Genomic DNA, 23,791 nt, shown 5'->3' with positions numbered 1-23,791 from the left:
CCGCCTTTGCGACTGGGCCGCCTTTACGACTGGAAGGGGTCGCGCATCAGAATCGTGTCGTCCCGCTCGGGGCTGGTCGACAGCAGCGCGACCGGCGCGCCGATCAGCTCCTCGATGCGGCGGACGTACTTCACCGCATTCCCCGGCAGCTCGACCCACGAGCGGGCCCCCACCGTGCTCTCCGACCAGCCGTCCATTTCCTCGTAGATCGGCTCGACCGAGGCCTGGTCCTTCATGCCGGCCGGCAGGTAGTCCAGGGTGCGGCCGCCCACGCGGTAGCCGACGCAGATCTTCAGCTTTTCCAGGCCGTCCAGCACGTCCAGCTTGGTCAGGGCCACGCCGTGGATGCCGTTGATGGCCACCGACTGGCGCACCAGCACCGCGTCGAACCAGCCGCAGCGACGCGCCCGGCCGGTGACGGTGCCGAACTCGCGCCCGCGCTCGCCGATCTGGCGGCCGATGTCGTCGTGCAGTTCGGTCGGGAACGGGCCGCCGCCCACGCGGGTGGTGTAGGCCTTCACAATGCCCAGCACGTAGCCGACCGCGCTCGGGCCCAGGCCCGAGCCGGCCGCGGCCTGGCCGGCGACGGTGTTGGACGAGGTGACGAACGGATAGGTGCCGTGGTCGACGTCGAGCAGCGAGCCCTGCGCGCCCTCGAACAGGATCTTCTTGCCCTCGCGGTGGGCGGCGTCGAGCACGCGCCAGACCGGCTGGGAATACGGCAGCACCTTCGGCGCGATCTCGAGCAGGGCTTCGATCAGGCCCGGGCCGTCCACTTCCGGCAGGTCCAGCCCGCGGCGCAGCGCGTTGTGGTGCGCGAGCAGGCGCTCGACCTTGATCTCCAGGGCGGCGCGGTCGGCCAGGTCGGCGACGCGCACGGCGCGACGGCCCACCTTGTCTTCGTAGGCCGGGCCGATGCCGCGGCCGGTGGTGCCGATCTTGCCGGCCCCGGCGGCCTTCTCGCGCGCGGCGTCCAGATCGCGGTGGATCGGCAGGATCAGGCAGGCGTTGTCGGCCAGGCTGAGCACCTCGGGCGTGATCTTCACGCCCTGGGCCTCGATGCGGCCGATCTCATCCAGCAGGGCCCAGGGGTCGACCACCACGCCGTTGCCGATGATCGACGGCTTGCCCTGCACCAGCCCGGAGGGCAGCAGCGAGAGCTTGTAGGTGATGTCGCCCACCACCAGGGTATGGCCGGCGTTATGGCCGCCCTGGAAACGCACCACCACGTCCGCCCGGTTCGACAGCCAGTCGACGAGCTTGCCCTTGCCTTCGTCGCCCCACTGGGCGCCGACAACCGCGACGTTCGCCACCTTCGCTCCGATCGCTGATCAAATTCCACACACGTCGAGCCGCTCGGCCAGGGGCCGGCGGCGCACGCGGGGCGAGCCTATAGACCAGTCTCGCGCCGCTGTCCTCCCGTCGCGGCCCTATTGTCCACCGAAGCGGCGATCAGGCCGGCTGCGGCTCCACCATCGAGGCCGCGAAAGCCCAGTCCAGCCAGGGCGTCAGCGCCTCGACGTCGGCCGCGTCGACCGTGCAACCGCACCAGACCCGCAGGCCCGGCGGGGCTGAGCGATGGCCGGCGATGTCGAGCGCGACCCCTTCCCGCTCAAGGGCCGAGCAGAACCGCTTCACGAAGGCCGTGCGTTCCTGGTCGTCCAGGCCGGTCACCCGCGGATCGACGAACTGCAGGCAGACCGAGGTCTCCGACCGGACCGTCGGGTCGGCGGCGAGGAAGTCGATCCAGGGCGTGCGCGCCACCCACTCGGACAGAATCTCGAAATTCGACTGGGTGCGGCGGATCAGCTCGGGCACGCCGCCGACACGGGCGGCCCAGCGCAGGCCGTCCAGCCAGTCCTCGACCGTCAGCAGGGAGAAGGTGTTGATCAGCGCGCCTTCGAAGATCGCCTCGTCGGCGCGGCCGTCCTTGCGCAGGCGCAGGACCTTCGGGATCGAGCGGCCGGGATCGAAGGTGTTCAGCCGCTCGACCGCGCGGGGCGACAGCACCATGAAGCCGATGCCGGCCTCGCCGCCCAGCGCCTTCTGGAAGGAGAAGGTGGTCACGTCCAGCCGGTCCCAGGGCAGGTCCATGGCGAAGGCCGCCGAGGTGGCGTCGCAGATGGTCAGGCCGGTCCGGTCGGCGGCGATGAAGCCCGGGCCGGGCATGCGCACGCCCGAGGTCGTGCCGTTCCAGGGGAACACCAGGTCGGCGTCCGGGCGCACCTTGGACAGATCCGGGACCTGGCCGTAGGGCGCCTTCAGCACCTCGGCGTCGATCTTCAGGTGCTTGACCACGTCCTCGGCCCAGGTGTGGCCGAAGTTTTCGAAGTCCAGCACCTGCACCGGGCGCTCGCCCAGCATGTTCCACAGCGCCGCCTCGACCGCGCCGGTGTCGGAACCGGGGATCAGCGCCACGCGGAAATCGTCGGGAATGCCCAGGACCTGTCGGGTCAGGTCGACCGACTGCTGAACGCGGGCCAGCGCGGACGGCGCGCGGATGCCGCGCCCGACCAGGGCCCCGGCCAGGGCGTCGGGCGACCAGCCCGGGCGCTTGGCGGTCGGGCCGGACGAGAACCACGGCCGCTCGGGCCGACGCGAGGGTTGGGCGGACGGGTTCATGGCTTTGGCGTTCCCTGGGGAGAGAGTCGGCTGCGCCTGAACCTAGGCGCACGAGCCCCTCAGGGACAGAGGCCGCGCCAAATGAAAAGCGCCCCCGCACGTTCGCGCGGGGGCGCCTTCATACTTAACAGCTTCGCGGCAGAGCCGCGTCAGATCAGTTGCCGCCCGGGAACTTCAGCGGAACCTTCACCACGCCCGACTTGCTGCCCATCGGCAGGGCGTCGGCGATGCACAGGGCGGCCTTGTCGAAGCCCTTGCCCGCGGCGCTGTCCTCGACGACCTTGCAGCCCGAGAGCTTGCCGGCGTCGGCGGTGCACTCCAGCATCACGCTGGCGGCGTCCTTGGTGTTGGCGAAGCGCGACAGACAACGGTCCATCTGCTCCTGGAAGTTGGCAGCGTTGACCGACGAACCGGCGAACAAAGCACTGGCGGCGATAAGGCCGGCGACGATAGACTTCTTCATGATGTGGCTCCCCTACTAGAAGCTGTTGCTTTCCAGTGGAGGGATGCCACGGTCATCTTAAAAAAACCCTGACGCAACGCGGCCATTTCACGGCAATTTATGCCTAACGGAGGTATGAATTCGTTAGGGATGTTAGGGTTAAGTCCTCCCTGAAATCCTAGAGTCGCTCGCGCGCGGCTCACCGGGGGGAGAAGAAATTATGCGTCTGGTACGGCTCGCCGACCTGCCTTTGATCGTGAAGGTCGGCTTTGCGCCCGCTTTCGCAGTCGTCATGCTCGCCGCCATGGCCGGCGGCGCGGTTTGGACCCAGAAGTCCCAGTCGGCCGAGCTGGCCGGCGTCGTCCAGACCGACATGCCCCGCAGCCTGAAGCTGAAGGACATCTCGGAGCGGATCACCGCCGTCAACGGCGAGCTCTACGCCGCCATGACCAAGAAGGCGACCGCCACCGATGAAGGCCAAACCGGCGCGCGCATGAAGGCGCTGCTCGCCCAGATGGACGGCATCGACAAGGACCTGAAGTCGCTCGAGGCCAGCTCGCCGGCCGACCAGAAAAAAGCCATCACCCAGCTGCGCAAGGACCTCTCCGACTGCCGCAGCGGGATCGAGATGGTGGAAGGCATGCTCGACGTCGATGTCGGCATGGCCAGCAGCTACCTCAGCGCCTTCGAAGACAGCTACAAGGCGATGAACAAGACGCTCGGCAAGGTCGTGAGCTCGGCTCAGGCCGCCACCGACAAGCGCGCCGCGCACAGCCTGGAAAGCGCCGAAGGCGCGGTCGGCCTGATGATCATCGGCGCCGTGCTGACCCTGCTGACCGTGGGCGGCATCGCGACCTTCCTGGTGCTGAACCTGCGCCGTGAAGTCCGCCGCATCGCCGCCGCCACCGAGGCCCTGGCCCGCGGCGACGACCGCGTCGAGCTGGACCGCCTGCAGCGCAAGGACGAGCTGGGCGCCGTCGTCAGCTCGCTGGTGGTGTTCCGCGACAACCAGCGCAACCTGGCCGAACTGAAGGCCCAGCAGGACAGCGAACGCGCCGCGGCGGAAGCCAAGCGCCGCGTGGACGAGCAGACCGCCGCCGCCTCGGCCGAGTCCCAGGCCTTCGTGGTCAACTCCCTGGCCCAGGGCCTGGAGAAGCTGGCCTCCGGCGACCTGACCTTCCGCCTGAACGATCAGTTCGACGGCGACTACGACAAGCTGCGCGGCGACTTCAACGCCGCCGTCGGCCAGCTGGAACAGACCATCCGCACCATCACCGCGGCGACCTCGAACATCCAGTCGGGCACCGGCGAGCTGTCGGAAGCCGCCTCGGACCTGTCGCGCCGCACCGAGCACCAGGCCGCGACCCTGGAGCAGACCGCCGCCGCGGTCGAACAGATCACCGCCACGGTCAACGGCACCGCCGAGGGCGCCTCGCACGCCCGCGAAGCGGTGGAGACCGCCAAGGTCGACGCCGAGCAGTCGCGTGAAGTCGTGGGCCGCACGGTCGAAGCCATGAGCGCGATCAACGCCTCCTCGCGCCAGATCAGCCAGATCATCGGCGTGATCGACGAGATCGCCTTCCAGACCAACCTGCTGGCGCTGAACGCCGGCGTGGAAGCGGCCCGCGCCGGCGACGCCGGCAAGGGCTTCGCGGTCGTGGCCTCGGAAGTGCGCGCCCTGGCCCAGCGTTCGGCCGAAGCCGCCAAGGAGATCAAGTCGCTGATCTCGGCCTCCTCGACCCAGGTCGAGCAGGGCGTGTCGCTGGTCGGCGAGACCGGCAAGACGCTGGAGCGCATCGTCGCCCGGGTCATCGAGATCAACGGCGTCGTCGCCGAGATCGCCGCCTCGGCGCGCGAGCAGGCGTCGGGCCTGGCCGAGGTGAACACCGCGGTCAACGAGATGGACCGCGCCACCCAGCAGAACGCCGCCATGGTCGAGGAGACCACCGCCGCGACCGCCTCGCTGGCCCAGGAAGCCGGCGAGCTGTCCCGCCTGGTGGCCCAGTTCCGCGTCAACGGCCTGGAAGCCCGTCAGCGCACCGCGCCGCGCGCCCCGGCCGCCGACATGCGCCGCCCGGCTCCGCAGGCTCCGGTCATGCGGGCGGGCGCCGGGCGCGCGGCCACGGCCGCCAAGCTGGCCTACGCCCCGGACGAGGGTTGGGAAGACTTCTGATCGCCCCAAAGGCGCGGAAATGAGAAGGCCCCGGCGGACCACCGCCGGGGCCTTTCTCTTTTCGCCGACCGGAGAAATCTGAACGTAAGCTGACTATGCGGGTTCAGGTTCGGGTCAGCCGCACCGTGGTCATCTGCTCTCGAAGCCGCCACGGAGGCGGCCCGATCCGAAGGAGTAGACCCATGAAGAAGGTTCTCGCGTCCGTCCTGTTTGTGTCCGCCCTGGCCACCGCCGCCCCGGTCCTGGCCGCCCCCGGCGGTTGGCAGTCGATCAACGAGCGTCAGGCCCGCCTCGACCAGCGCATCGACGTCGGCGTGCGCAACGGCTCGCTGAGCCGCAACGAAGCCCGAAGCCTGCGCGCCGAGTTCAACCAGATCGCCCGCCTCGAAGCCCGCTATCGCCAGACCAACCACCGCCTGGAGCAGTGGGAACGTCGCGACCTCGACGCCCGCTTCGATCGCCTGAGCGCCCGCATCAAGGTCGAGCGCAACGACCGTGACGGCCGCGGCGGCTACCACGACGACCGCTACGACCGTCGCGGCCGCCCCTGATCGGAATCCCCTGGGCTTAAGCCCTTCGAACTGAGCGCCGCCGCGGTCTCCCCACCGCGGCGGTTTTCATTTCAGAGCCGCAGCCGGCTCTCGATGACCGTGACCGCCTGGCCGCGCAGCAGCACCCGTTCGCCGCGCATGGCGGTGGAGATCTCCCCGCCCCGGCCCGGGAAGGCCTGCAGGAAGCGAACCTCGGGCCGGCCCAGCTTGTCGGTGTAGAGCGGCGCCAGGATGCAGTGGGCCGAGCCCGTGGCCGGGTCCTCCGCCACGCCCGAGCCCGGCGCGAAGAACCGGTCGATCACGTCGAAGGCCGCATCGTCCGACAGGGCGGCGACCACGATGTTGCCGGGTCCGCCCGTGGCCTCGCCGGCGATCCGGTTCAGCGCGGCGATGTCGGGATCGAGCCCGCGCACCGTCGCCGCACTGTCCAGCACCGCGATCAGATAGGCGCCGGCCCAGACTTCCACCGGCGCCACGCGCAGCGCCTCGGCCAGACCGGCCGGGACGTTGGTGCGCCGCGGGGGATCGGCCGGGAAGTCCATTTCGTAGCCGTCGGCCGAGCGGCGCACGATCAGCGGCCCGGAGCGGCTGTCGAAGGTCAGGGCCTCGGCGTCCACGCCCAGCTCGGCGAACAGCACGTGGGCCGACCCCAGGGTCGCGTGCCCGCACAGCGGCACCTCCATCCCCGGGGTGAACCAACGCAGGCCGAACCGGTCGGGCAGGTCGGTCTTCAGCAGGAAGGCCGTCTCGGCCTGGTTGTTCTCCTTGGCCAGCGCCTGCATCCAGGCGTCGTCGGGCCAGGCCTCGAACGGCTCGACCACGCAGGCCGGATTGCCGCGGAAGGGGGCGGCGGCGAAGGCGTCGACAGTCCACTGGCGCATGCCCGCGCCATAGCATTGCGGCGTTACTTGGCGAAGCGCTTCTGGAACTCGGCCACGATGTCTTTCAGCGGGCCCTCGGCCAGTTTGGCGTCGGGCGTCGCGCCCTTGCAGGCCAGGGCCTGGAAGCCGGCCTCGGTCGACTTCGGCTCGACCGCCTGCCACTCGCCGACCGTCTCCTCCGAGGCGACCGGCTTGCCGCTCGCGTCCAGCCCCAGCACCGCGCCCTCGCGCCGGCGCGGCTGGGTGCAGTCGTACTCGTTGTTGGCGACCAGGAAGTGGACCGGCGCGCCGTCGCGCGACATCGGTGCCTTGGTGGCGAACAGGGTGGCGATCTGGGCTGAGTTTCCGTCCGGCGCGCGGCGGATCGAGCCGGCGTCGTAGGCGGCGCCGCCGGTCGCGTCGGCGGCGACGATCACCCAGCTGTTGCGCGGCGTCGGCGCGGCGACCACGGACGAGGCGGCCTCCACTGCGGGCGCGGGCGCCGGGGAAGGCGCCGCGATCGGGGCCGGAGCGTTCGCAGGCGTGGCGGCGAGGCCGGCCAGCGCGGCGAGAACGATCAGATACATCTGGGCCCCTCACGATTGCCGCCGGCATCAGGCGGCGGCTTCGCGGCCATAGTGAGGCCGCGCGCGCACAGTTCAATTGCGCCGCACCTGCGACGAGGGCGGTGGCGCCAAGGGAGCGGCCGCGGTAGGCCCCGTTCCATGACCGACGAGTTGATCCTCACCGACGACCGCGCCCGCATCGACCTGGCCCGCGCCTTCCGCTGGATCTCCGGCGAAAGCTACTGGGCCAAGGACATTCCCTTCGCCGTGTTCCGGCGCGCGGCGGAGAACTCGCTGTGCGTCGGCGCCTTTCAGGGGCGGGAGATGGTCGGCTTCGCGCGCGTGGTGACCGACCGCGCTACCTTCGCCTGGCTGTGCGACGTCTGGGTGGACGCGCCGGCCCGCGGACGCGGGGTGGGCAAGCGGATGATGGCGTATCTCGCCGACCATGCCGACCTGCAGGGCCTGCGCCGCTGGTCGCTGGCCACCCGCGACGCCCACGAGCTGTATCGCCAGTTCGGCTTCACGGCGGCCAACGCCGAACGCGGCATGGAACGGCTGGACCCGCAGATCTACGCCCGCGCGCTCGGCCGGCCAGACGTCCGCTAGAGCGCGACAGCCAAAAGTGGACGCCGGTTTCGGCGGCCATCGCGCTCTACCTAAGAAGGCCTCTAGGCCAGGACGGCGATCTCCGGCCAGCGCGCCCGGGCCGACGCCACCGCCGGCGCCCAGCCGCGCGCGAGCGGCCGGTTCGGGTTGGGCCGCAGGCGTAGCGCGAAGACGTCCTCCAGCCCGAACGGCGCGGCGACGCTGACGCGGTCGTCCGCCTCCAGGCGCACGCCCACGGCGAAGGTCGGCGATACGAACCGCTCCAAAGCCTCGGCCGTATGGGTCAGCGGCGTGTAGGCCTCGCCGAACTTGCCCTCGAACCACAGGTGCACGCGCGCCTGGTTGCGCAGCTCGACCATGTCCGCCAGCGGCTCGGCGAAGGCCGCCGACGCCCGCTTGATGAACACGTCCTCGGCGTCCCACGAGGTGTCCGGATCGAAGTAGCCGACGTCGTAATCCTTCACCCCATAGTCCGGGTCGCGGCCGGTCAGGGCGTTCCAGACGGTCTGGTAGACCGCGCCGGAGAAGATAAGCCAGTCGGGCAGGTCGAGGCCCCGCACCGTGCGCAGCACGTGCATCAGCCGCGGGCTGGCGCGCACCAGGTCGGCCAGCCGCCCTTCCAGCTCGGCGCTCATCGCGCGTCGCGCAGCGGCCAGGCGTGGTCCAGCGGGCCGTGGCCCTTGCCCAGGCCCGGCGCGCGTCGGATGGCCTCGGCCGTGTAGGCCCAGGCGTTGGCGACCGCCTCGGTCAGGTGCAGGCCCTGGGCCAAACCGGCCGCGCAGGCCGAGGCCAGGGTGCAGCCGGTGCCGTGGGTGTTGCGGGTGTCCAGCCGCTCGCCTTCGAAGGTGGTCTCGCCGGCGGGGGTGACCAGAACGTCCACCACCAGCTCGCCCGGCACGTGGCCGCCCTTCATCAGCACGGCGTGGGCGCCCAGCTCCAGCAGCCGCTCGCCGACGCGGCGCTGGTCGTCCAGCGAGGCGACGCTCAGCCCGGTCAGGGCCTCGGCCTCCGGCGCGTTGGGGGTCAGCAGGGCGGCGCGCGGGACCAGCAGGCTGCGCACCGCCTCCACGGCGCGGCTCTCCAGCAGCGGCGAGCCGCCCTTGGCGATCATCACCGGGTCGATCACCGCCGGCACGCCGTGCGCCGGTCCGTCCAGCAGGCGGGCGACCAGCTCGACCACCTCGACCGTGGCCAGCATGCCGGTCTTGATCGCGTCGGCGCCGATGTCGTCCAGCACGACGCGCGCCTGGGCCTCGATCACGTCCAGGGGAATGGGGTGCACGCCGTGGACGCCCAGGGTGTCCTGCACGGTGATGGCCGTAACGGCGGTGGCCGCGAAGCCGCCCAGCGCGGTCACGGACTTGATGTCGGCCTGGATGCCGGCGCCGCCGCCGGAATCCGATCCCGCCACGATCAGGACGCGGCCTTTGAAGTCCACAGAGTCTGACATGGGCGCGTTCTACCTACACCGGCGCCGAATGCGAGAGGGGAACGCGAGGCGGGCCGATCGGCTCCTTAATCCGCCTGCAGCGCCGCCCACGTCTTCACCGCCTGGGCGGTCTCGCGCACGTCGTGCACCCGAACCGCCGCCGCGCCCTGGGCGACGCCGTACAGCGCCGCGGCCAGCGAGCCGCCCAGCCGGTCGGTCGCCGTCGTCGCCGACGGGTCCAGCGCCTGCACGAAGCGCTTGCGGCTGACGCCCAGCAGCACCGGGAAGCCCAGGTCGCAGATGCGGTCGAGGTTGCGGATGAGCGCAAGATTGTGGGCCGGCGTCTTGCCGAAGCCCACGCCCGGATCCAGCCAGATCTTCTCGCGCGTCACACCGGCCGCCATCACCCTCTCGGCGCGCTCCGCCAGGAAGGCGCGGACCTCCGCGACCACGTCGTCGTAGTGCGGGGCGTCCTGCATGGTGCGCGGCTCGCCCTGCATGTGCATCAGCACCACCTCGCAGCCGAGCGCCGCGGCGACGGCCGGGGCCTCCGGCGCGAAGCCCAGGGCGGCGACGTCGTTCCACATGTCCGCGCCGGCCTCGACCGCCGCGCGAGCCACGCCCGGTTTCATGGTGTCGATCGAGATCCGCACGTCGCTTTTCGCCCGGACCGCCGCGATCACCGGGACCACGCGCGCGATTTCCTCGGCCTCGTCGACGGCGGGGGCGCCGGGCCGGGTGCTCTCGCCGCCGATGTCGAGGATGTCCGCCCCCTGCCCGACCAGCTTCAGGGCGTGGGCGACCGCCGCCTCGTGATCGAGGAAGCGCCCGCCGTCGGAGAAGCTGTCGGGCGTGACGTTGACGATGCCCATGACCAGCGGGCGGGAGGAAGGCATGCGAACTCGTCTGCGGCGCGATCGGGCCCGGTCCTTCTAGGCCCGATCAGCGCCTGCGCAAACGCCCGGCTTGGGGTCAGCGCCAGTCGATGAACTCGGCGAAGTCGCCCAGCATGCCGGTCCACACCGAGAAGTCGTCGTCGAGGCCGGACATGGTGCGCCCGGCGTTCACGTTGACGTCGTACTGGACGTAGGGGTCGCTATCGTCGTCGAGGTAGACCTTGAGATAGCGGTTCTTGCGGTTCCATTCGTTGGCCTTGGCGAGCGAAAGGCCGTTCTTCAGGTCGAACCCGGCCGAGAACTGGATCGCTTTGCAGCGCGGCCCCTCGCAATCGTAGAAATAGACCTTGAAGTTGATCCCTTCGGCCGCGCTGTCGATCATGGGATCGCCGGCGTCGTCCTTGGACAGTTCGGCGCGGTAACCCTTGTCCTTGAGCCAGGCGGCGACTTCCGGGCCGGTCATCCCGCCGTCATGGATGGTGGCGGCGCTCGCGGTTCCAGCGGCGAAGACGGCGGCGGCCACGGCGAGGCCGGCGACAGCAAATTTCATGATGTGTCCCCCCGGCGCGGTTACGGCGCCGCAAGCAACTTAGCAGCGAGGGGGCGCGCGCGCCAACGCGGCGAAAATGCAGAAGGGGCGGCCCGTCAGGACCGCCCCTCCGTCAGTTCAGCAATCGGACCTTCAGGCCTTGGGCGCTTCCTCGGCCTTGGCGGGTTCCGCCACCGGCTCCGGGGTCGCCACCGGGGTGATCGGCACCGCCACGGCCGGGCCGGCCGGCGCGGCTTCCTCAGTCTCTTCGCGGTTGGGCTTCACGCCCTTGAAGAGGTTGAGGATCTCGTCGCCGCTCAGGGTCTCGTACTCCAGCAAGGCCTTGGCCAGGGTGTGCAGGTCCTCGATACGCTCGTTGAGGATCCGCTTGGCCTCGTCCCAACCTTCCTGGACCAGGCGCTTGACCTCGTTGTCGATCTTGCGCGCGGTCTCCTCGGAGACGTTCTGGGTGCGAGCCACCGAGTGACCCAGGAACACCTCGTCCTGGTTCTCGCCGTAAGCGACCACGCCGAGTTCGTCGGAGAAGCCCCAGCGGGTGACCATGGCGCGGGCCAGCTTGGTGGCCTGCTCGATGTCCGATGAGGCGCCGGAGGTGACGTTCTCCTTGCCGAAGATCAGCTCTTCAGCCACCCGGCCGCCCATCATGATGGCCAGGCGCGAGGTCATCTGCTGGTACTTCATCGAGTAGCGGTCGCCCTCGGGAAGCTGCATGACCATGCCCAGCGCGCGGCCGCGCGGGATGATGGTGGCCTTGTGCACCGGGTCGGCCGAGGGGACGCTCAGCGCCACCAGGGCGTGGCCGCCCTCGTGGTAGGCGGTGTTCTTCTTCTCGTCCTCGCTCATCGCCATCGACTTGCGCTCGGCGCCCATCAGGACCTTGTCCTTGGCGTCTTCGAAGTCGCGCATGGTGACCATGCGGCGGTTGCGGCGGGCGGCCATCAGGGCGGCTTCGTTGACCAGGTTGGCCAGGTCGGCGCCGGAGAAGCCCGGGGTGCCGCGGGCCATGGTCTTGACGTTGACGTCGGCGGCGAGCGGCACGTTGCGCATGTGCACGCGCAGGATCTTCTCGCGGCCGTTCAGATCGGGGTTGGGCACGACCACCTGGCGGTCGAAGCGGCCGGGGCGCAGCAGCGCCGGGTCCAGCACGTCCGGACGGTTGGTGGCGGCGATCAGGATGATGCCTTCGTTGGCTTCGAAGCCGTCCATCTCGACCAGCAGCTGGTTCAGCGTCTGCTCGCGCTCGTCGTTGCCGCCGCCCAGACCGGCGCCGCGGTGACGGCCGACGGCGTCGATTTCATCGATGAAGATGATGCACGGCGCGTTCTTCTTGGCCTGCTCGAACATGTCGCGCACGCGGCTGGCGCCGACGCCCACGAACATTTCGACGAAGTCCGAGCCGGAGATCGAGAAGAACGGCACGCCGGCCTCGCCGGCCACGGCGCGGGCCAGCAGCGTCTTACCGGTGCCCGGAGGTCCGACCAGCAGGGCGCCCTTGGGAATCTTGCCGCCGAGGCGCTGGAACTTGGCCGGATCCTTCAGGAAGTCGACGATCTCGGTCAGGTCTTCCTTGGCCTCGTCGACGCCGGCCACGTCCTCGAAGGTGACGCGGTTCTTGTTCTCGGTCAGCAGCCGGGCCTTGGACTTGCCGAAGCCCATGGCGCCACGGGCGCCGCCCTGCATCTGGCGCATGAAGAAGATCCACACGCCGACCAGCAGCAGGATCGGCAGCAGGCCGCTCAGCACCTGCAGGAAGAACGAGGGGCGCGACGACTGGAACTTGATGTCCGCGCCGGCCTTTTCGAGCCGCTGCAGCAGGTCGTCCTGCACCATCGGCGCGCCGACCGTCAGCTTCTCGTTGGTCTTGGTCGTGGCGGTGACGGTGTCGCCCTTCACCACGACGTCCTTGATATCGCCCTTGTCGGTGCGAGCCAGGAGTTGCGAGTAGCTGACTTCCTTGACGGCGTGCTGTCCGCCGACGCCCTGGCTCATGACGCTCCAGAGCCCGAGAAGGACCAGACCGATCACGCCCCAGATGGCGAGATTACGCAGGTTCATTAAGACCTCGACCGTTGTTCCCCGGCGACCGGGGGTGTCTCAGGCTCCGAACATAGGGATACGAGCCTTAAGACGCTATGCGCCGAAACGCCGTTCTCTCGTTCGTGTGCGATCACGCCGCAGGCCCGGAACAATCTCGACTGGGCCAAAGCGCGAACCCACGCCCCCCGCGCTGCAAGAACCGGGCGAGCCTGGCCGTCCCGAACCAGCACCGGCACGCCGGGCCGGGCCGCGGCGGGCACAGCTCTTAGCGCCGCCCGGTCGGCGGCGTCCAGCCGGGCCGCCAGCCCTTTCAGCGGACGGACTTCGCAGGCGTGGTCGGCGACGATTTCGAACCGGCCGTCCCAAACCGAGGCGACGCCGGGGGCGAGCGTGACCGGCCTCAGCCCGCCGCGCGCCGTCTCGCCGGCGTCGCGCAGGATCCGAAGTCGGGCCTTTTCCGCCTCGACCCGCGCCCCGGCCAGGGTGGCGGTGAAGACATCCTCTGCGGCCAGGCGGGCGAGCAGGGCGTCGAGCCTCGCCCCGCGCGGCGGCCGCGCACCACCCGAGGCGCAGACCAGGGCGGCGGACAGGAAGACGCGTCGAGCTTCGGGATCACAATCGGTCAGGGCGGTGCGGGCGATCGCGAGGCCGCCGGCGCCGTCGTCCGCGCAGGCCCGCGCCAGGGTCTTCACCCGGTCGTCCCGGCCCGGGGCGATTTCAGGACGCGCTTTCGCCGGGGTGAGATCACCCTCGGACAACCGCTGGCGCGCGCGGGCGCGGGCGAAGCGCGGGTCGGCGTTGGCGGGGTCCTCGATCCACCGCAGCCCCCGCTCGCGCAGGACATCCCGCAGCTCGGCGCGCGACACGCCCAGCAGCGGCCGCAGCAGCATGACCTCCCGCCCCTCGGGCCAGGCCGGCGAGGGCGACCATTCCCGCACCGCGCCCAAGCTGGAGCCCTCGGCCCGCATGGCCTCGCCTTCCACGACGTCGTCGGCGGTGTGGCCCAGCAGGATCACGCCGGCGCCCTCGGCCCGGGCGGCCTGCGCCAACAGCGCATGGCGGGCGGCGCGGGCGGCGGCGGGCAGGCCGGTCTGGGGCTTCTCGCCGGTCCAGGCCAGGGCGCGGTGAGCCGCCCCCAGGCGTTCGGCGGTTTCGGCGGCGAAGCGGGTCCAGGCGGCGCTGTCGGGGTTCAGCCCGTGGTCGACGCTCAGCGCCAGCACCGGGCGGGCGCGCGGGCGCGCCCAGTCGAGCGTCAGGGCCAGCAGCGCAACGGAATCGCCGCCGCCCGAGAGGGCGACGGCGATGGGAGCCTTGCTGCGATGGTCCAGCCGGCCGTCGAGGACGGCCGCGACGTGCTCGGTCAGACGCACTTGGCCTTGGTCTTGGCCGCGGTCGCGCGGGTCTTGAGCGCGGCGCTGGCGCCTTCGGCGTAGCGCTTGTTGTATTCGGCCAGGGCGGCGCAGGCTTCCTTGTTGCGGCCGGCGCCGGCGAGCGCGGTCGAGAACTTCACGGCCGCTTCCGGCGCCCACTTGGTCTTGGGCCAGCCCTTCAGGGCGTAGGCGTAGGCCACGGCGGTGGCTTCGCGGTCCGAGCCGGTGAAGCGGATTTCGCCCAGGTTGTACCAGGCCTCCGCCGTCTCCGGGCTGTCCGTCCAGGCCTCCACGAAGGTCTCGAAGGCCTTCTCGGCGGCGGCGTAGTCGCCCTCCAGCATCATCTGCTTGGCGGCCTTGAAGTCCGACGCCGAGCTGCCGGTCGACTTGGCCGGGGCCGGCGCGGCGGCCGTGTCCATGGTCGCCATCTTGCTCTCGAGCGCGGCGATGCGGGCCAGCAGCGGGTCGATCTGGGCGGCCGAGGCGTTCTGGGCCTGCCGGGCCTTGGTCAGCTCGAAGTTGGAGCTCTCCAACTGGCCGTTGACGCGCTGCAGCGCCTCTTCGAGGTCGGCGACCTTGCCGGACAGGCTGGCGACCTGCCCCTGCAGGGCCACGACTTCCGGATCGGGCTGGATGACGAAGGGTTCGCCCTGCTCGTTATACTGGCCGAGCGCCTTCTCCATCTTGCGGACGTTCTTCTCCAGCCGCTCGAGGCGCTTCTTGTCCCACTCGATGGCGGGCGGCTCGACCGCCTGCACGGCGACGGGCTTGGTCTGAGCGGCCAGCGGGCCGGCGGCCAGGGTCGCGGCCAGCACCGCGCCCAGAGTCAGGACCGAGATGGAGGAAAGAGCTTTTCTCATGGACCTGGAGGCTCCCACGGCTTTCAGACGACTTTGCGGCACGGCCGCGCCCAAGAAAAGAGGGGGCCGGATCGCTCCGGCCCCCTCCCCGTCTCATTCCGTCGTGCGGATTAGCGCGCGCCGGAGGTGATGGCGGTGTGGGCGTTCCGGTTGCGGGCCCAGGCGTCCTCGTTGGAGCCCGGATCGATCGGACGTTCCTTACCGTAGGAGATGGTCTCGATGCGCGAGGCCGAAACGCCGCGGCTGACCAGGTAGTCGCGCACGGCGTTGGCGCGGCGGGCGCCCAGGGCCATGTTGTATTCGCGGGTGCCGCGCTCGTCGGCGTTGCCTTCGATGCGGACGGTCACGCCCGGGTAGCGGGCCAGCCAGGCGGCCTGGGCGTCCAGAACGCCGCGGGCTTCGTCGCGCACGGAGTACTGGTCGAAGTCGAAGTACACGCGGTCGCCGGCGTTGATGACGAAGTCCTGCTCCGAGCCCGGGATCGGGCCGACCGGCTGCTGCTGGACCGGCGGCTGCGGCTGCGGCTGCGGCTGTTCGACCGGCGGCTGCGGCTGCGGCTGGATCGGCTCCGGGGTCGGCTTCTTGGCGCAGGCGGCCATCGAAGCGGCCATCAGCGCGACCAGGGCGACGCGAGAAACGACGTTTTTCATTTTTTTACTCTCCTTGTTCCCGAGTTTCCGACCGAGCTTACACACAGTCGGCGACGGTTCCGTCACGCTTGAGCTACGTTCTTAGAACGCGGTTTCGGAATCTTCAAATCCACTTAGTCGAGCAGCGGCGACCAGGCCGGGTCCGAGGCCGAGCCCGAATAGGGGGCCTGGCGCTCGATCCGCCCGGTGACGTCCACGATCCAGAGGCGCGGCGGCACGCCCGGAGCTTCGCGGTGAAACATGATGTAGCGGCCGTTGGGGGCCCAGGTCGGGCCTTCCTCGAAGTAGCTCGAGGTCAGGATGCGCTCGTCCGAGCCGTCCGGCTTCATCACCCCGATGTGGAAGCGGCCGCCCTCCTGCTTGGTGAAGGCGATCCAGTCGCCCTTCGGGCTCCACACCGGCGTCGAATAGCGGCCGTTGCCGTAGGAGATCCGGCGCGCGCCCGAACCGTCGGCGCCCATGACGTAAAGCTGCGGGCTGCCGCCGCGGTCGGAGTTGAACACGATGGAGCGGCCGTCCGGCGAATAGGACGGCGAGGTGTCGATGGCCGGGTCCGCGGTCAGGCGCGAACGCGCCCGCGTGCGCAGGTCCATGGTCCAGATGTCGGAGTTGCCGGCGCGTTCGATCGAGAACGCCACCTTGCTGCCGTCCGGCGAGAACCGCGGGGCGAACACCGCGCCCTCGAACTGGCCCAGCGACTCCTGGCGGCCGGTCTCGATGTCGAAGAGGTAGATGCGGGTGAAGTTGTCGCCCAGCGCCATGTAGGTGATCTTCTGGTCCGAGGACGAGAAGCGCGGCGTCATCACCTGGTAGGTGCCGTCGGTCAGGTACTGCGGGTTGGCGCCGTCCTGGTCCATGATGCCCAGCACCTTGCGGCGCTTGGTCTTCGGACCGCTCTCGGCCACGAACACGACCCGCGTGTTGAAGTAGCCGCCCGCGCCGGTCATCTGCTCGTAGAGCCGGTCCGAGATCATGTGCGCGATCTTGCGCCAGTTCTCCGGGGTCGAGGTGAACTGCAGGCCCGTCGGCTCCTGCCCGGGCTTGCCGGCGAGGTCGACGCCCTTCTCGCCCGCCACGTTCCAGAGGCGGAAGTCGACCCGCAGCCGGCCGTCGGCGTCGACGACGGAGCGGCCGTTGACCAGGAACTCGGCGTTGATCACGCGCCAGTCGGCGAAGCGCGGCTGGACGCTGATGTCCAGATTGCGCTCGATGAAGGCGTTCGGATCGATCGGGCGGAAATAGCCGGAACGTTCGAGGTCGTCGGAGACCACCTTGGCGATCTCGGCGCCGTACTGCCCCTGGAAGGCCGGGATGGCGATCGGAACCGGCTTGATCACGCCCTGCGTGACGTCGACCTCGATCTGCGCCCAGGCTGTCGCGGGCGCGAAGGTCCCGAACACGGCGAGCGTGGCGAACAGGGCGACGAGCGGGCGGGGCAGGCGCATAGGCTGGCGTATCCTCGTTTTCTCGACCTTAGCAGCCAAGGCGAATTGGTGGAGTCGGAAAGCGGCGAAGATTGGGCGCGACGGCGCCGCGCTCAGCAGGCGTTCTTGCCGATGAAGTTCACGGTGATCTGCTGATTGAGGAGCTCCGAGGGCAACTCGGTGTACGGTTGCCCCTTGCCGATCGCAGCGTCCGCGCGATCGGCCGCCGCCATCCAGACAGCATCGTTGTTCCGGTTGACCCAGCGCGGCCCGTCGCTGATGCGGCCGGTGTTCGACAGCTTGAACTGCATCTTGATCACGACCTGATCGACGCCTTCAGCCGCGCAGTTCACGTTCCACAGGTCCTGGAGCTTGGCGACAAGCCCGTTCAGCGCCGGCCCCGTGTCGACCTGGGCCGTGCCGGTGCGCGACGTGCCCTTGGCCGCATTCGGGTCCTGGCTCGACTTCGGCTTCGAGCTCGAGCGCGACAGGTCCTTCACGAAGTCGAGCGGGCTGGTCTCCGCCTCCTTCACCGGCTTCTTCACCGGCGCCTTGTCGGCCTTGGCCGGCTTCGGCTCGGGCTTGGGCTCCGGCTTCTTCGGCTCAGGCTTGGGCGGAACCGGCTTGGGCTCGGGCTTGGGCGGGACCGGCTTCGGCTCGGGCTTGGGCGGCTCCGGCGTCGGCGGGGTCGGCTCCGGCGCGGGCTCCTCGGCCGCCGGCGCGGGCGTCTCGTCCATCTCCGGATGATCGGCCGCGGGCGCGGGGGCCAGGGCCGGCATGTCGGAGACGATCTGCACCGGGACGGCGTTCAGCACCTTGCGCGTCTCGTCCGGCCACTTCAGCAGCGCGAAGCCGAACACGGCCACATGCAGCAGGGCCGATCCGATCAGGGCCGGGGTGAGACCGTTCTTGCGCATCGCCACGCGTTAGCCGGCGTCCGGCTTGGACGCCTTGTCGGCGCCGTTGCCGGCCGTGTCGGTGATCAGGTTGATCTTGGTGAAGCCCGAGGTCGACAGCTTGGCCATGACGCGGGCCACGGCCTCGTACGGCGCGCCGCCGTCGGCGCGCACGTAGATCGGCTTGTCGAGAACCTCGCCGGCCAGGGCGGTCAGGCGCGGGGCCAGCTCCGCATAGTCGATGGCGGTCTCCTGGATGAAGATCGCGCCGTCGCGGCGGATGGAGACGGTCAGCGGCTCTTCCTTGGAGTCGGAGAGCGCCTGGGCCTCGGTCTTCGGCAGCTCGACCTCGACGCCCACGGTCAGCAGCGGGGCCGAGATCATGAAGATGATCAGGAGCACCAGCATCACGTCGACCAGCGGCGTGACGTTGATTTCAGACAGGGTCTGGCGGCGGCGGATGCGCCGGCGGCCACGCCCGTCGCCGCCCTGCAACGACATGCCCATGGATCAGGCCGCCCGCTCGTTGAGGCGGTCGCCCAGCTTCTTGGCGACGGCGACGCCCAGGTCGTCGGCGAAGCTCTCCATGCGGCCGGCGAACTTCGACGCGTCCAACGAGAACTTGTTGTAGGCGATGTAGGCCGGGATGGCCGCGCCCAGGCCGATGGCGGTGGCGAACAGGGCTTCGGCGATGGCCGGGGCCACGGTGGCCAGGTTGGTGTTGCCCGACGCGGCGATGGCGTCGAAGGCGTGCATAATGCCCCACACCGTGCCGAACAGGCCGATGAACGGCGAAGAGGTGGCGACCACCGCCAGCACGCCCAGGCCGTCTTCGATCTTGCGGTTCTCACGCGCGATCACGGCGTCCAGCGCCCGGTCGATGCGCTGCATCAAGAGCGCCGTCTGGGTGTCGCTGAGCGGGCCGCGGGCGCGGGTCTCGCGCCAGTCCTTCAGCGCGGTGACCAGCAGCAAGGGCAGCGGGTGGCGCGGGCTGTCGCCCGCCTGGGCGGCCAGGTCGTCCAGCGAACGACCGGTTCCGGCCGCGGCCTCGAAGGCGTCGGCCTGCCGGTTCAGGGCGCCGAAGCGGACGGTCTTGTCCAGGATCACGGCCCACGACCACAGCGAGGCGATCGCCAGCCCGATCATGACCAGTTTCACGACCCAGTCGGCCTGCATGAACAGGCTGATGATGTTCAGGGTGTCAGGGTTCACGCCCTCGGCCATGAACAGCTCCCGTATGAAGTTCGCCAGGTCGGCTAAGCGCGACCATATTCAACAGATCGAACGCGACAAATCTACGGCGCGTCGGGCAGAAGCCACGGTCGCAGATTGTCGATCATCTGCCTGGGCGGTCTGCGCGGGCGCCCCTGCAGGTCGATGCAGGCCGCGTCGACCTTCGCACGACACACGATTTCGCCTGCCCGTTCAATCGATTGCGAAATGATAAGGCGCGGCCCTTTGACCCGGTCGTAGGCGGTGCGCACCACCAGGGCGTCGTCGATGCGCGCGCCGCGCAGATAATCGATCTCCATGCGCACGACCACGAAGGCCAGCGGATCCTCGCGTTCCAGCAGCTCGGTGTGGCCCGAGGACACGACCCGGAGGAAATCCGACCGGCCGCGCTCGAAATAGCGCAGGTAGTTGGCGTGGTAGACCAGCCCGGTGAAGTCGGTGTCCTCGTAATAGACCCGGACCGGCAGCAGGTGGTCACGGCCGACGAAATGGCCGGCCGTGGCGACGAGATCGGCGCTCATGCTCAGGGCTGCGCCGTCCAGGCCGCGCCGCAGGTCGCCTTCTGGAAGGCGTTCCACGCCGCGCCCTTGTCGGCGCCCAGGACCACCTGGCCGTTCTGGAACACGAAGCTGGACGCGCGCACCGGCTGGCCCGGCTTGGTCGCCTTCAGGCCGTAGTAGCCGCACACCACCTGGGCGCCGGGCTCGGTGACGTAGAGCAGGTCGACGTCCTTGCCGAGGCGGGTCTTCAGCGCGCCGCGGGCCTGTTCGGCGCCGGCCGACAGGGCCACGGCCGGACGCTGGGCGGCGGCGCGCTTCGCGGCGCCCTGCTTCAGCACCCACACGCCCACCGCGGCGGCGGCGAGCAGCCCGAAAATCAGGATCCAGGTCCGCCGGGTCGGCTTCACGGTCATCTTGCGCATACGGTCCTCCTGCGGCCGGCGCGAACCGACCATATTCGTCAGTCTTCGAAAAGACCCGCCTGCCCGGGCTTGGGCGCCGGGGCGGTCAGGCCCAGGTGCGCGTAGGCCTTGGCGCAGGCCATGCGCCCGCGCGGCGTGCGCTGGATGAAGCCCTGCTGCAGCAGGTAGGGCTCGATCACGTCCTCGACTGCGTCGCGCGCCTCGGCGATGGCGGCGGCGATGGTGTCCATGCCGACCGGCCCGCCGCCGTAGTTCTCGATCAGGGCGCGCAGGTAGCGGCGGTCCAGGCTGTCCAGCCCGACCTCGTCGACGTCCAGACGGGCCAGCGCACGCGCGGCGCACAGCCGATCGATCACCTCGGCGCCCTCGGCGCTGGCGAAGTCGCGCACCCGGCGCAGCAGCCGCCCGGCGACGCGCGGGGTGCCCCGGGCCCGGGTGGCGATCTCCGCCGCGCCTTCGTCGGACAGGGGCGCGCCCATCTTGCGCGCGGCCCCCAGGATCACCCGCTTCAGCTCGTCGGGCGTGTAGAACTCCAGCCGCAGGGGAATGCCGAAGCGGTCGCGCAGCGGCGTGGCCAGCAGGCCCGCCCGCGTGGTCGCGCCGACCAGGGTGAAGGGGGCCAGGTCGATGCGCACCGAGCGCGCCGACGGCCCCTCCCCGATCACCAGGTCCAGCACGTAGTCCTCCATCGCCGGATAGAGGATCTCCTCGACCGCCGGGGCCAGGCGATGGATCTCGTCGATGAACAGGACGTCGCGCGGCTCGAGGTTGGTCAGGATGGCCGCCAGGTCGCCGGCCTTGGCCAGCACCGGGCCGGCGGTGGCGCGGAAGTTCACGCCCAGCTCGCGCGCGACGATCTGGGCCAGCGTGGTCTTGCCCAGGCCCGGCGGGCCGAACAGCAGCACGTGGTCCAGGGCTTCACCGCGGCCGCGGGCGGCGTCGACGAACACCTGCAGGTTGGCCTTGATCGGCTCCTGGCCGACGAACTCGCTGAGCGTCTGGGGCCGCAGCGCCTTATCGTAGGTCTCGCCGCCCTGGGCTTCCCCGGAGATCAGCCGGCTCACCGCCCCAGCTCCTGCAGGGCGGCCTTGATGACGGCCGAGATGGCGGCGTCCTCACCCAGGCGGATCAGCGCCTGGTCGACGGCGCGGCGCGCGTTCGGCTCGGACATGCCCAGGCCCAGCAGGGCGGCGACCGCCTCGCCCGAGACCGACGGCGCGGCCGGCGTTGCGGCGGCGGACGGCAGCGCGCTCGGCTGGAACGCGCCGACCTCGGTCAGCTGCTTGTCCTTCAGCTCGACGACGATGCGCAAAGCGAGCTTCGGCCCGACGCCGTTGGCGCGGCCGACGGCGGCCTTGTCCTCGCGCGCGACCGCCTGGGCCAGTTCGGCCGGACTCAGCACGTCCAGCACGCCCAGCGCCGCCTTCGGACCGACCCCCTGGATGCTCTGCAGCGCCCCGAAGGTGCGCCGCTCGTCGCGGGCCAGGAAGCCGTAGAGCCTGGGACCCTGGTCCTGCGACCACTGGGTCTCGACGTGCAGCAGCACCTCTTCGCCCGGCGCGGGCAGGCGCGAGAGGGTGCGCACGCCGCAGCGCACGACGTAGCCCACGCCGCCGGCGTCCACGAGCGCCTCTTCGTCGCCGACCTCGGCCAGCACGCCTCTCAGACGACCGATCACGCCGCACTCCCGAAATTACGAACCTTGCGCGCATGCGCATGCGCCACGGCGACGGCCAGCGCGTCGGCGGCGTCGGCCTTCACGTCGCCGGCGGTGGGCAGCAGCCGTTTGACCATGAACGCGACCTGGGTCTTGTCGGCGCCGCCGGTGCCGACCAGCGCCTTCTTCACTTCCGTCGGCGCGTACTCGGCCACCGACAGGCCGGCGCGGGCCGGCGCGATCAGGGCGCAGGCGCGGGCGTGGCCCAGTTTCAGGGTCGAGGATCCATTGACGTTGACGAAGGTCTCTTCGACCGCGGCCTCGTCGGGCGTCCAGGTCTCGATGACGTTGGTAATCTCTTCGAACAGATGAAGCAGGCGCTCGGCGAAGGGCGCGCTCTCGTCCGGCGCGATGACCCCGTGGGCGACCCAGGACAGCCGCGAGCCCTCGCTGCTGACCACGCCCCAACCGGTGCGGCGCAGGCCGGGGTCGAGCCCCAAAATTCGAATCTTGTTCGCCATGTGTTCCTGCATAAAGCCCCAGCTTGGCTAACCGGAAGTAAAAACGGCGAGGCCTTGCGCAGGCGGGGCGGTCGGGCGTTACATCCCCCCACAATTCGGGGGAGTCCCACCAATGAAGTTCTGGATGAAGGCGGCGGTCGCGACCGCGGCCCTGATGCTGCCCGCCGCGGCCAACGCCCAGGCGCCGCGCGCCGACCAGCAGGCGTTCCGCGGCCTCTACAAGGAGATGGTGGAGATCGACTCCTCGCAACCGAACGGCAGCTGCACCGCCGTCGCCCAGGCCATGTCCGCGCGCCTGAAGGCGGCCGGCTTCGCCGACGCCGACCTGAACGTCGTCACTCACCCCGATCATCCGAAGGAAGGCAACCTGGTCGCCGTGCTGCACGGCACGGACGCCAAGGCCAAGCCGATGCTGCTCCTGGCCCACATCGACGTGGTGGCCGCCAAGCGCGAGGACTGGACCCGCGATCCCTTCGCCCTGATCGAGGAGAACGGCTGGTTCTACGGACGCGGCACGAGCGACGACAAGGCTCAGGCCGCGATCTGGACCGACAGCCTGATCCGCATGAAGCAGGAGGGCTTCAAGCCCAAGCGCGACATCAAGATGGCGCTGACCTGCGGCGAGGAGAACGGCGCCTACAACGGCATCTCGCACCTGATCGCCGAGTACCGGCCGCTGATCGACGCCGGCTTCGCCCTGAACGAGGGCGCCGGCGGCCTGCTGGACGCGAACGACAAGCCGGTGTCGCTGGAAGTGCAGTCGGGCGAGAAGGTCTATCAGGACTTCCAGCTGGTCTCGACCAATCCGGGCGGCCACTCCAGCCGGCCGGTGAAGGACAACGCGATCTACCACCTGTCGGCGGCGCTCTCGAACATCGGCGCCTACGAGTTCCCGATCCGCTTCAACGACACCACGCGCGGCTACTTCACCCGCATGGCCCCGCTGGTCGATCCCAAGGCCGGCGCCGCCATGAAGGCCCTGGTCGCCGATCCGGCCAACGCGGACGCGCTGGCCGAAGTGACCAAGGATCCGATGTGGAACAGCATGCTGCGCACCACCTGCGTGGCCACGCTGGTCAACGCCGGCCATGCGCCTAACGCCCTGCCCCAGCGCGCCACGGCCAACGTCAACTGCCGCATCCTGCCGGGCACCCAGGTCGAGGAGGTCCGCAAGACCCTCGAGCAGGTCGCCGGCGATCCGAAGGTCAGCGTCGCGGTCAACGGCCCGATCAGCCCCGTCGGCCCGGCCCCGGTGCTGACGCCGGAGATGATGAAGCCGCTGGAGCGCGAAGCCGCCAAGCTGTGGCCGAACGTGCCGATCGTCCCGATCATGCAGACCGGCGCCACCGACGGGAAATACCTGATCGCCGCCGGCATCCCGACCTACGGCGTGGAAGGCCTGTTCACCAGCTCGGACGGCGACGGCATTCACGGCCTGAACGAGCGGGTGCGGGTGAAGTCGCTCTACGACGCGCGCGACTTCCTCTACGCCCTGGTCAAGGACTACGCCGTCTCGAAGTGAG

General features: G+C 70.2%; 26 protein-coding genes. 4 read left to right on the top strand and 22 right to left on the bottom strand.

Features of this window, described 5'->3' with window-relative positions:
• Window positions 1–23: 23 nt before the first annotated feature.
• The 3 genes from G3573_RS02680 to G3573_RS02670 all read right to left on the bottom strand — a co-directional run bounded on the left by G3573_RS02680 (window position 24) and on the right by G3573_RS02670 (window position 3,085).
• Window positions 24–1,313: an adenylosuccinate synthase gene (locus G3573_RS02680; protein WP_163259305.1), complete on the bottom strand. Its 1,290-nt coding sequence runs from the start codon at window positions 1,311–1,313 to the stop codon at window positions 24–26.
• Window positions 1,314–1,452: 139 nt separating this feature from the next.
• On the bottom strand, window positions 1,453–2,622 hold the full coding sequence (locus G3573_RS02675; protein WP_163259304.1) for a phosphoserine transaminase: 1,170 nt from the start codon (window positions 2,620–2,622) through the stop codon (window positions 1,453–1,455).
• Window positions 2,623–2,776: 154 nt separating this feature from the next.
• On the bottom strand, window positions 2,777–3,085 hold the full coding sequence (locus tag G3573_RS02670; protein ID WP_163259303.1) for a hypothetical protein: 309 nt from the start codon (window positions 3,083–3,085) through the stop codon (window positions 2,777–2,779).
• 199 nt (window positions 3,086–3,284) lie between these two features.
• On the opposite strand from G3573_RS02670, the gene G3573_RS02665 reads away from it, so the two are divergent.
• Window positions 3,285–5,237, top strand: coding sequence for a methyl-accepting chemotaxis protein (locus G3573_RS02665; RefSeq protein WP_163259302.1), 1,953 nt, complete (start codon window positions 3,285–3,287; stop codon window positions 5,235–5,237).
• A 182-nt stretch (window positions 5,238–5,419) separates the two neighbouring features.
• The gene (locus G3573_RS02660; protein WP_163259301.1) at window positions 5,420–5,788 is read left to right on the top strand and encodes a hypothetical protein; all 369 of its coding nucleotides are present in this window, start codon (window positions 5,420–5,422) and stop codon (window positions 5,786–5,788) included.
• Between the two features lie 71 nt (window positions 5,789–5,859).
• On the opposite strand, the gene G3573_RS02655 is transcribed toward G3573_RS02660, so the two are convergent.
• Both G3573_RS02655 and G3573_RS02650 read right to left on the bottom strand, forming a co-directional pair.
• Entirely contained in the window at window positions 5,860–6,669 is an 810-nt protein-coding gene (locus G3573_RS02655; RefSeq protein ID WP_163259300.1) for a PhzF family phenazine biosynthesis protein, read from the bottom strand.
• A gap of 23 nt (window positions 6,670–6,692) precedes the next feature.
• Window positions 6,693–7,235, bottom strand: coding sequence for a surface-adhesin E family protein (locus G3573_RS02650; RefSeq protein ID WP_163259257.1), 543 nt, complete (start codon window positions 7,233–7,235; stop codon window positions 6,693–6,695).
• Window positions 7,236–7,373: 138 nt separating this feature from the next.
• Between G3573_RS02650 and G3573_RS02645 the strand changes: the two genes are divergently transcribed.
• Complete coding sequence (locus G3573_RS02645; protein WP_163259299.1) at window positions 7,374–7,823, top strand: GNAT family N-acetyltransferase; 450 nt, start codon at window positions 7,374–7,376, stop codon at window positions 7,821–7,823.
• A gap of 62 nt (window positions 7,824–7,885) precedes the next feature.
• Here G3573_RS02645 and G3573_RS02640 read toward each other — a convergent pair whose 3' ends face one another.
• From G3573_RS02640 to ruvC, 17 genes are all read right to left on the bottom strand, one after another.
• Window positions 7,886–8,458, bottom strand: coding sequence for a nucleotidyltransferase family protein (locus tag G3573_RS02640; RefSeq protein WP_163259298.1), 573 nt, complete (start codon window positions 8,456–8,458; stop codon window positions 7,886–7,888).
• Complete coding sequence (gene thiD / locus G3573_RS02635) at window positions 8,455–9,273, bottom strand: bifunctional hydroxymethylpyrimidine kinase/phosphomethylpyrimidine kinase (RefSeq protein ID WP_163259297.1); 819 nt, start codon at window positions 9,271–9,273, stop codon at window positions 8,455–8,457. Before thiD ends, G3573_RS02640 begins: the two co-directional genes overlap by 4 nt.
• Window positions 9,274–9,338: 65 nt before the next feature.
• Entirely contained in the window at window positions 9,339–10,148 is an 810-nt protein-coding gene (gene folP / locus G3573_RS02630; RefSeq protein ID WP_240454471.1) for a dihydropteroate synthase, read from the bottom strand.
• A 76-nt stretch (window positions 10,149–10,224) separates the two neighbouring features.
• Entirely contained in the window at window positions 10,225–10,698 is a 474-nt protein-coding gene (locus G3573_RS02625; protein ID WP_163259296.1) for a YbjN domain-containing protein, read from the bottom strand.
• Window positions 10,699–10,830: 132 nt separating this feature from the next.
• A complete protein-coding gene (gene ftsH / locus G3573_RS02620; RefSeq protein WP_163259295.1) occupies window positions 10,831–12,753 on the bottom strand; it encodes an ATP-dependent zinc metalloprotease FtsH in 1,923 nt (640 codons plus the stop codon).
• Window positions 12,753–14,105: a tRNA lysidine(34) synthetase TilS gene (gene tilS, locus G3573_RS02615; protein ID WP_163259294.1), complete on the bottom strand. Its 1,353-nt coding sequence runs from the start codon at window positions 14,103–14,105 to the stop codon at window positions 12,753–12,755. The genes ftsH and tilS overlap by 1 nt, the downstream gene beginning before the upstream one ends.
• The gene (locus G3573_RS02610; RefSeq protein WP_163259293.1) at window positions 14,096–14,965 is read right to left on the bottom strand and encodes a tetratricopeptide repeat protein; all 870 of its coding nucleotides are present in this window, start codon (window positions 14,963–14,965) and stop codon (window positions 14,096–14,098) included. The genes tilS and G3573_RS02610 overlap by 10 nt, the downstream gene beginning before the upstream one ends.
• A 110-nt stretch (window positions 14,966–15,075) precedes the next feature.
• Window positions 15,076–15,615, bottom strand: a complete 540-nt coding sequence (pal, locus tag G3573_RS02605) for a peptidoglycan-associated lipoprotein Pal (protein WP_163259292.1) — start codon at window positions 15,613–15,615, stop codon at window positions 15,076–15,078.
• A gap of 113 nt (window positions 15,616–15,728) precedes the next feature.
• Window positions 15,729–17,060, bottom strand: coding sequence for a Tol-Pal system beta propeller repeat protein TolB (tolB, locus tag G3573_RS02600; protein WP_163259291.1), 1,332 nt, complete (start codon window positions 17,058–17,060; stop codon window positions 15,729–15,731).
• Between the two features lie 92 nt (window positions 17,061–17,152).
• Complete coding sequence (locus G3573_RS02595) at window positions 17,153–17,956, bottom strand: hypothetical protein (RefSeq protein ID WP_163259290.1); 804 nt, start codon at window positions 17,954–17,956, stop codon at window positions 17,153–17,155.
• Between the two features lie 9 nt (window positions 17,957–17,965).
• Window positions 17,966–18,436, bottom strand: a complete 471-nt coding sequence (tolR, locus tag G3573_RS02590) for a protein TolR (protein WP_163259321.1) — start codon at window positions 18,434–18,436, stop codon at window positions 17,966–17,968.
• A 9-nt stretch (window positions 18,437–18,445) separates the two neighbouring features.
• Window positions 18,446–19,159 carry a protein TolQ gene (gene tolQ, locus G3573_RS02585; RefSeq protein ID WP_163259289.1) on the bottom strand — a complete coding sequence of 238 codons (714 nt, stop codon included), beginning with the start codon at window positions 19,157–19,159 and terminating at the stop codon, window positions 18,446–18,448.
• Window positions 19,160–19,230: 71 nt separating this feature from the next.
• Window positions 19,231–19,689 (bottom strand): tol-pal system-associated acyl-CoA thioesterase, encoded by a 459-nt coding sequence (gene ybgC, locus G3573_RS02580; protein ID WP_276208663.1) that lies wholly within the window; start codon window positions 19,687–19,689, stop codon window positions 19,231–19,233.
• A gap of 2 nt (window positions 19,690–19,691) precedes the next feature.
• Window positions 19,692–20,090, bottom strand: a complete 399-nt coding sequence (locus G3573_RS02575; RefSeq protein ID WP_163259288.1) for a hypothetical protein — start codon at window positions 20,088–20,090, stop codon at window positions 19,692–19,694.
• Between the two features lie 38 nt (window positions 20,091–20,128).
• The gene (ruvB, locus tag G3573_RS02570) at window positions 20,129–21,154 is read right to left on the bottom strand and encodes a Holliday junction branch migration DNA helicase RuvB (RefSeq protein ID WP_163259287.1); all 1,026 of its coding nucleotides are present in this window, start codon (window positions 21,152–21,154) and stop codon (window positions 20,129–20,131) included.
• Complete coding sequence (ruvA, locus tag G3573_RS02565; protein WP_163259286.1) at window positions 21,151–21,768, bottom strand: Holliday junction branch migration protein RuvA; 618 nt, start codon at window positions 21,766–21,768, stop codon at window positions 21,151–21,153. Before ruvA ends, ruvB begins: the two co-directional genes overlap by 4 nt.
• Window positions 21,765–22,268 (bottom strand): crossover junction endodeoxyribonuclease RuvC, encoded by a 504-nt coding sequence (ruvC, locus tag G3573_RS02560; protein WP_163259285.1) that lies wholly within the window; start codon window positions 22,266–22,268, stop codon window positions 21,765–21,767. The genes ruvA and ruvC overlap by 4 nt, the downstream gene beginning before the upstream one ends.
• 112 nt (window positions 22,269–22,380) lie before the next feature.
• On the opposite strand from ruvC, the gene G3573_RS02555 reads away from it, so the two are divergent.
• Window positions 22,381–23,790 carry a M20/M25/M40 family metallo-hydrolase gene (locus G3573_RS02555; protein WP_163259284.1) on the top strand — a complete coding sequence of 470 codons (1,410 nt, stop codon included), beginning with the start codon at window positions 22,381–22,383 and terminating at the stop codon, window positions 23,788–23,790.
• Window position 23,791 lies beyond the last annotated feature (1 nt).

This window comes from Caulobacter sp. 17J65-9 (genome assembly GCF_010975005.1).
GTDB lineage: Bacteria > Pseudomonadota > Alphaproteobacteria > Caulobacterales > Caulobacteraceae > 17J80-11.
The sequence above is the reverse complement of the archived record's forward strand: the minus strand, read 5'-3'. Positions and strand labels throughout refer to the sequence as shown.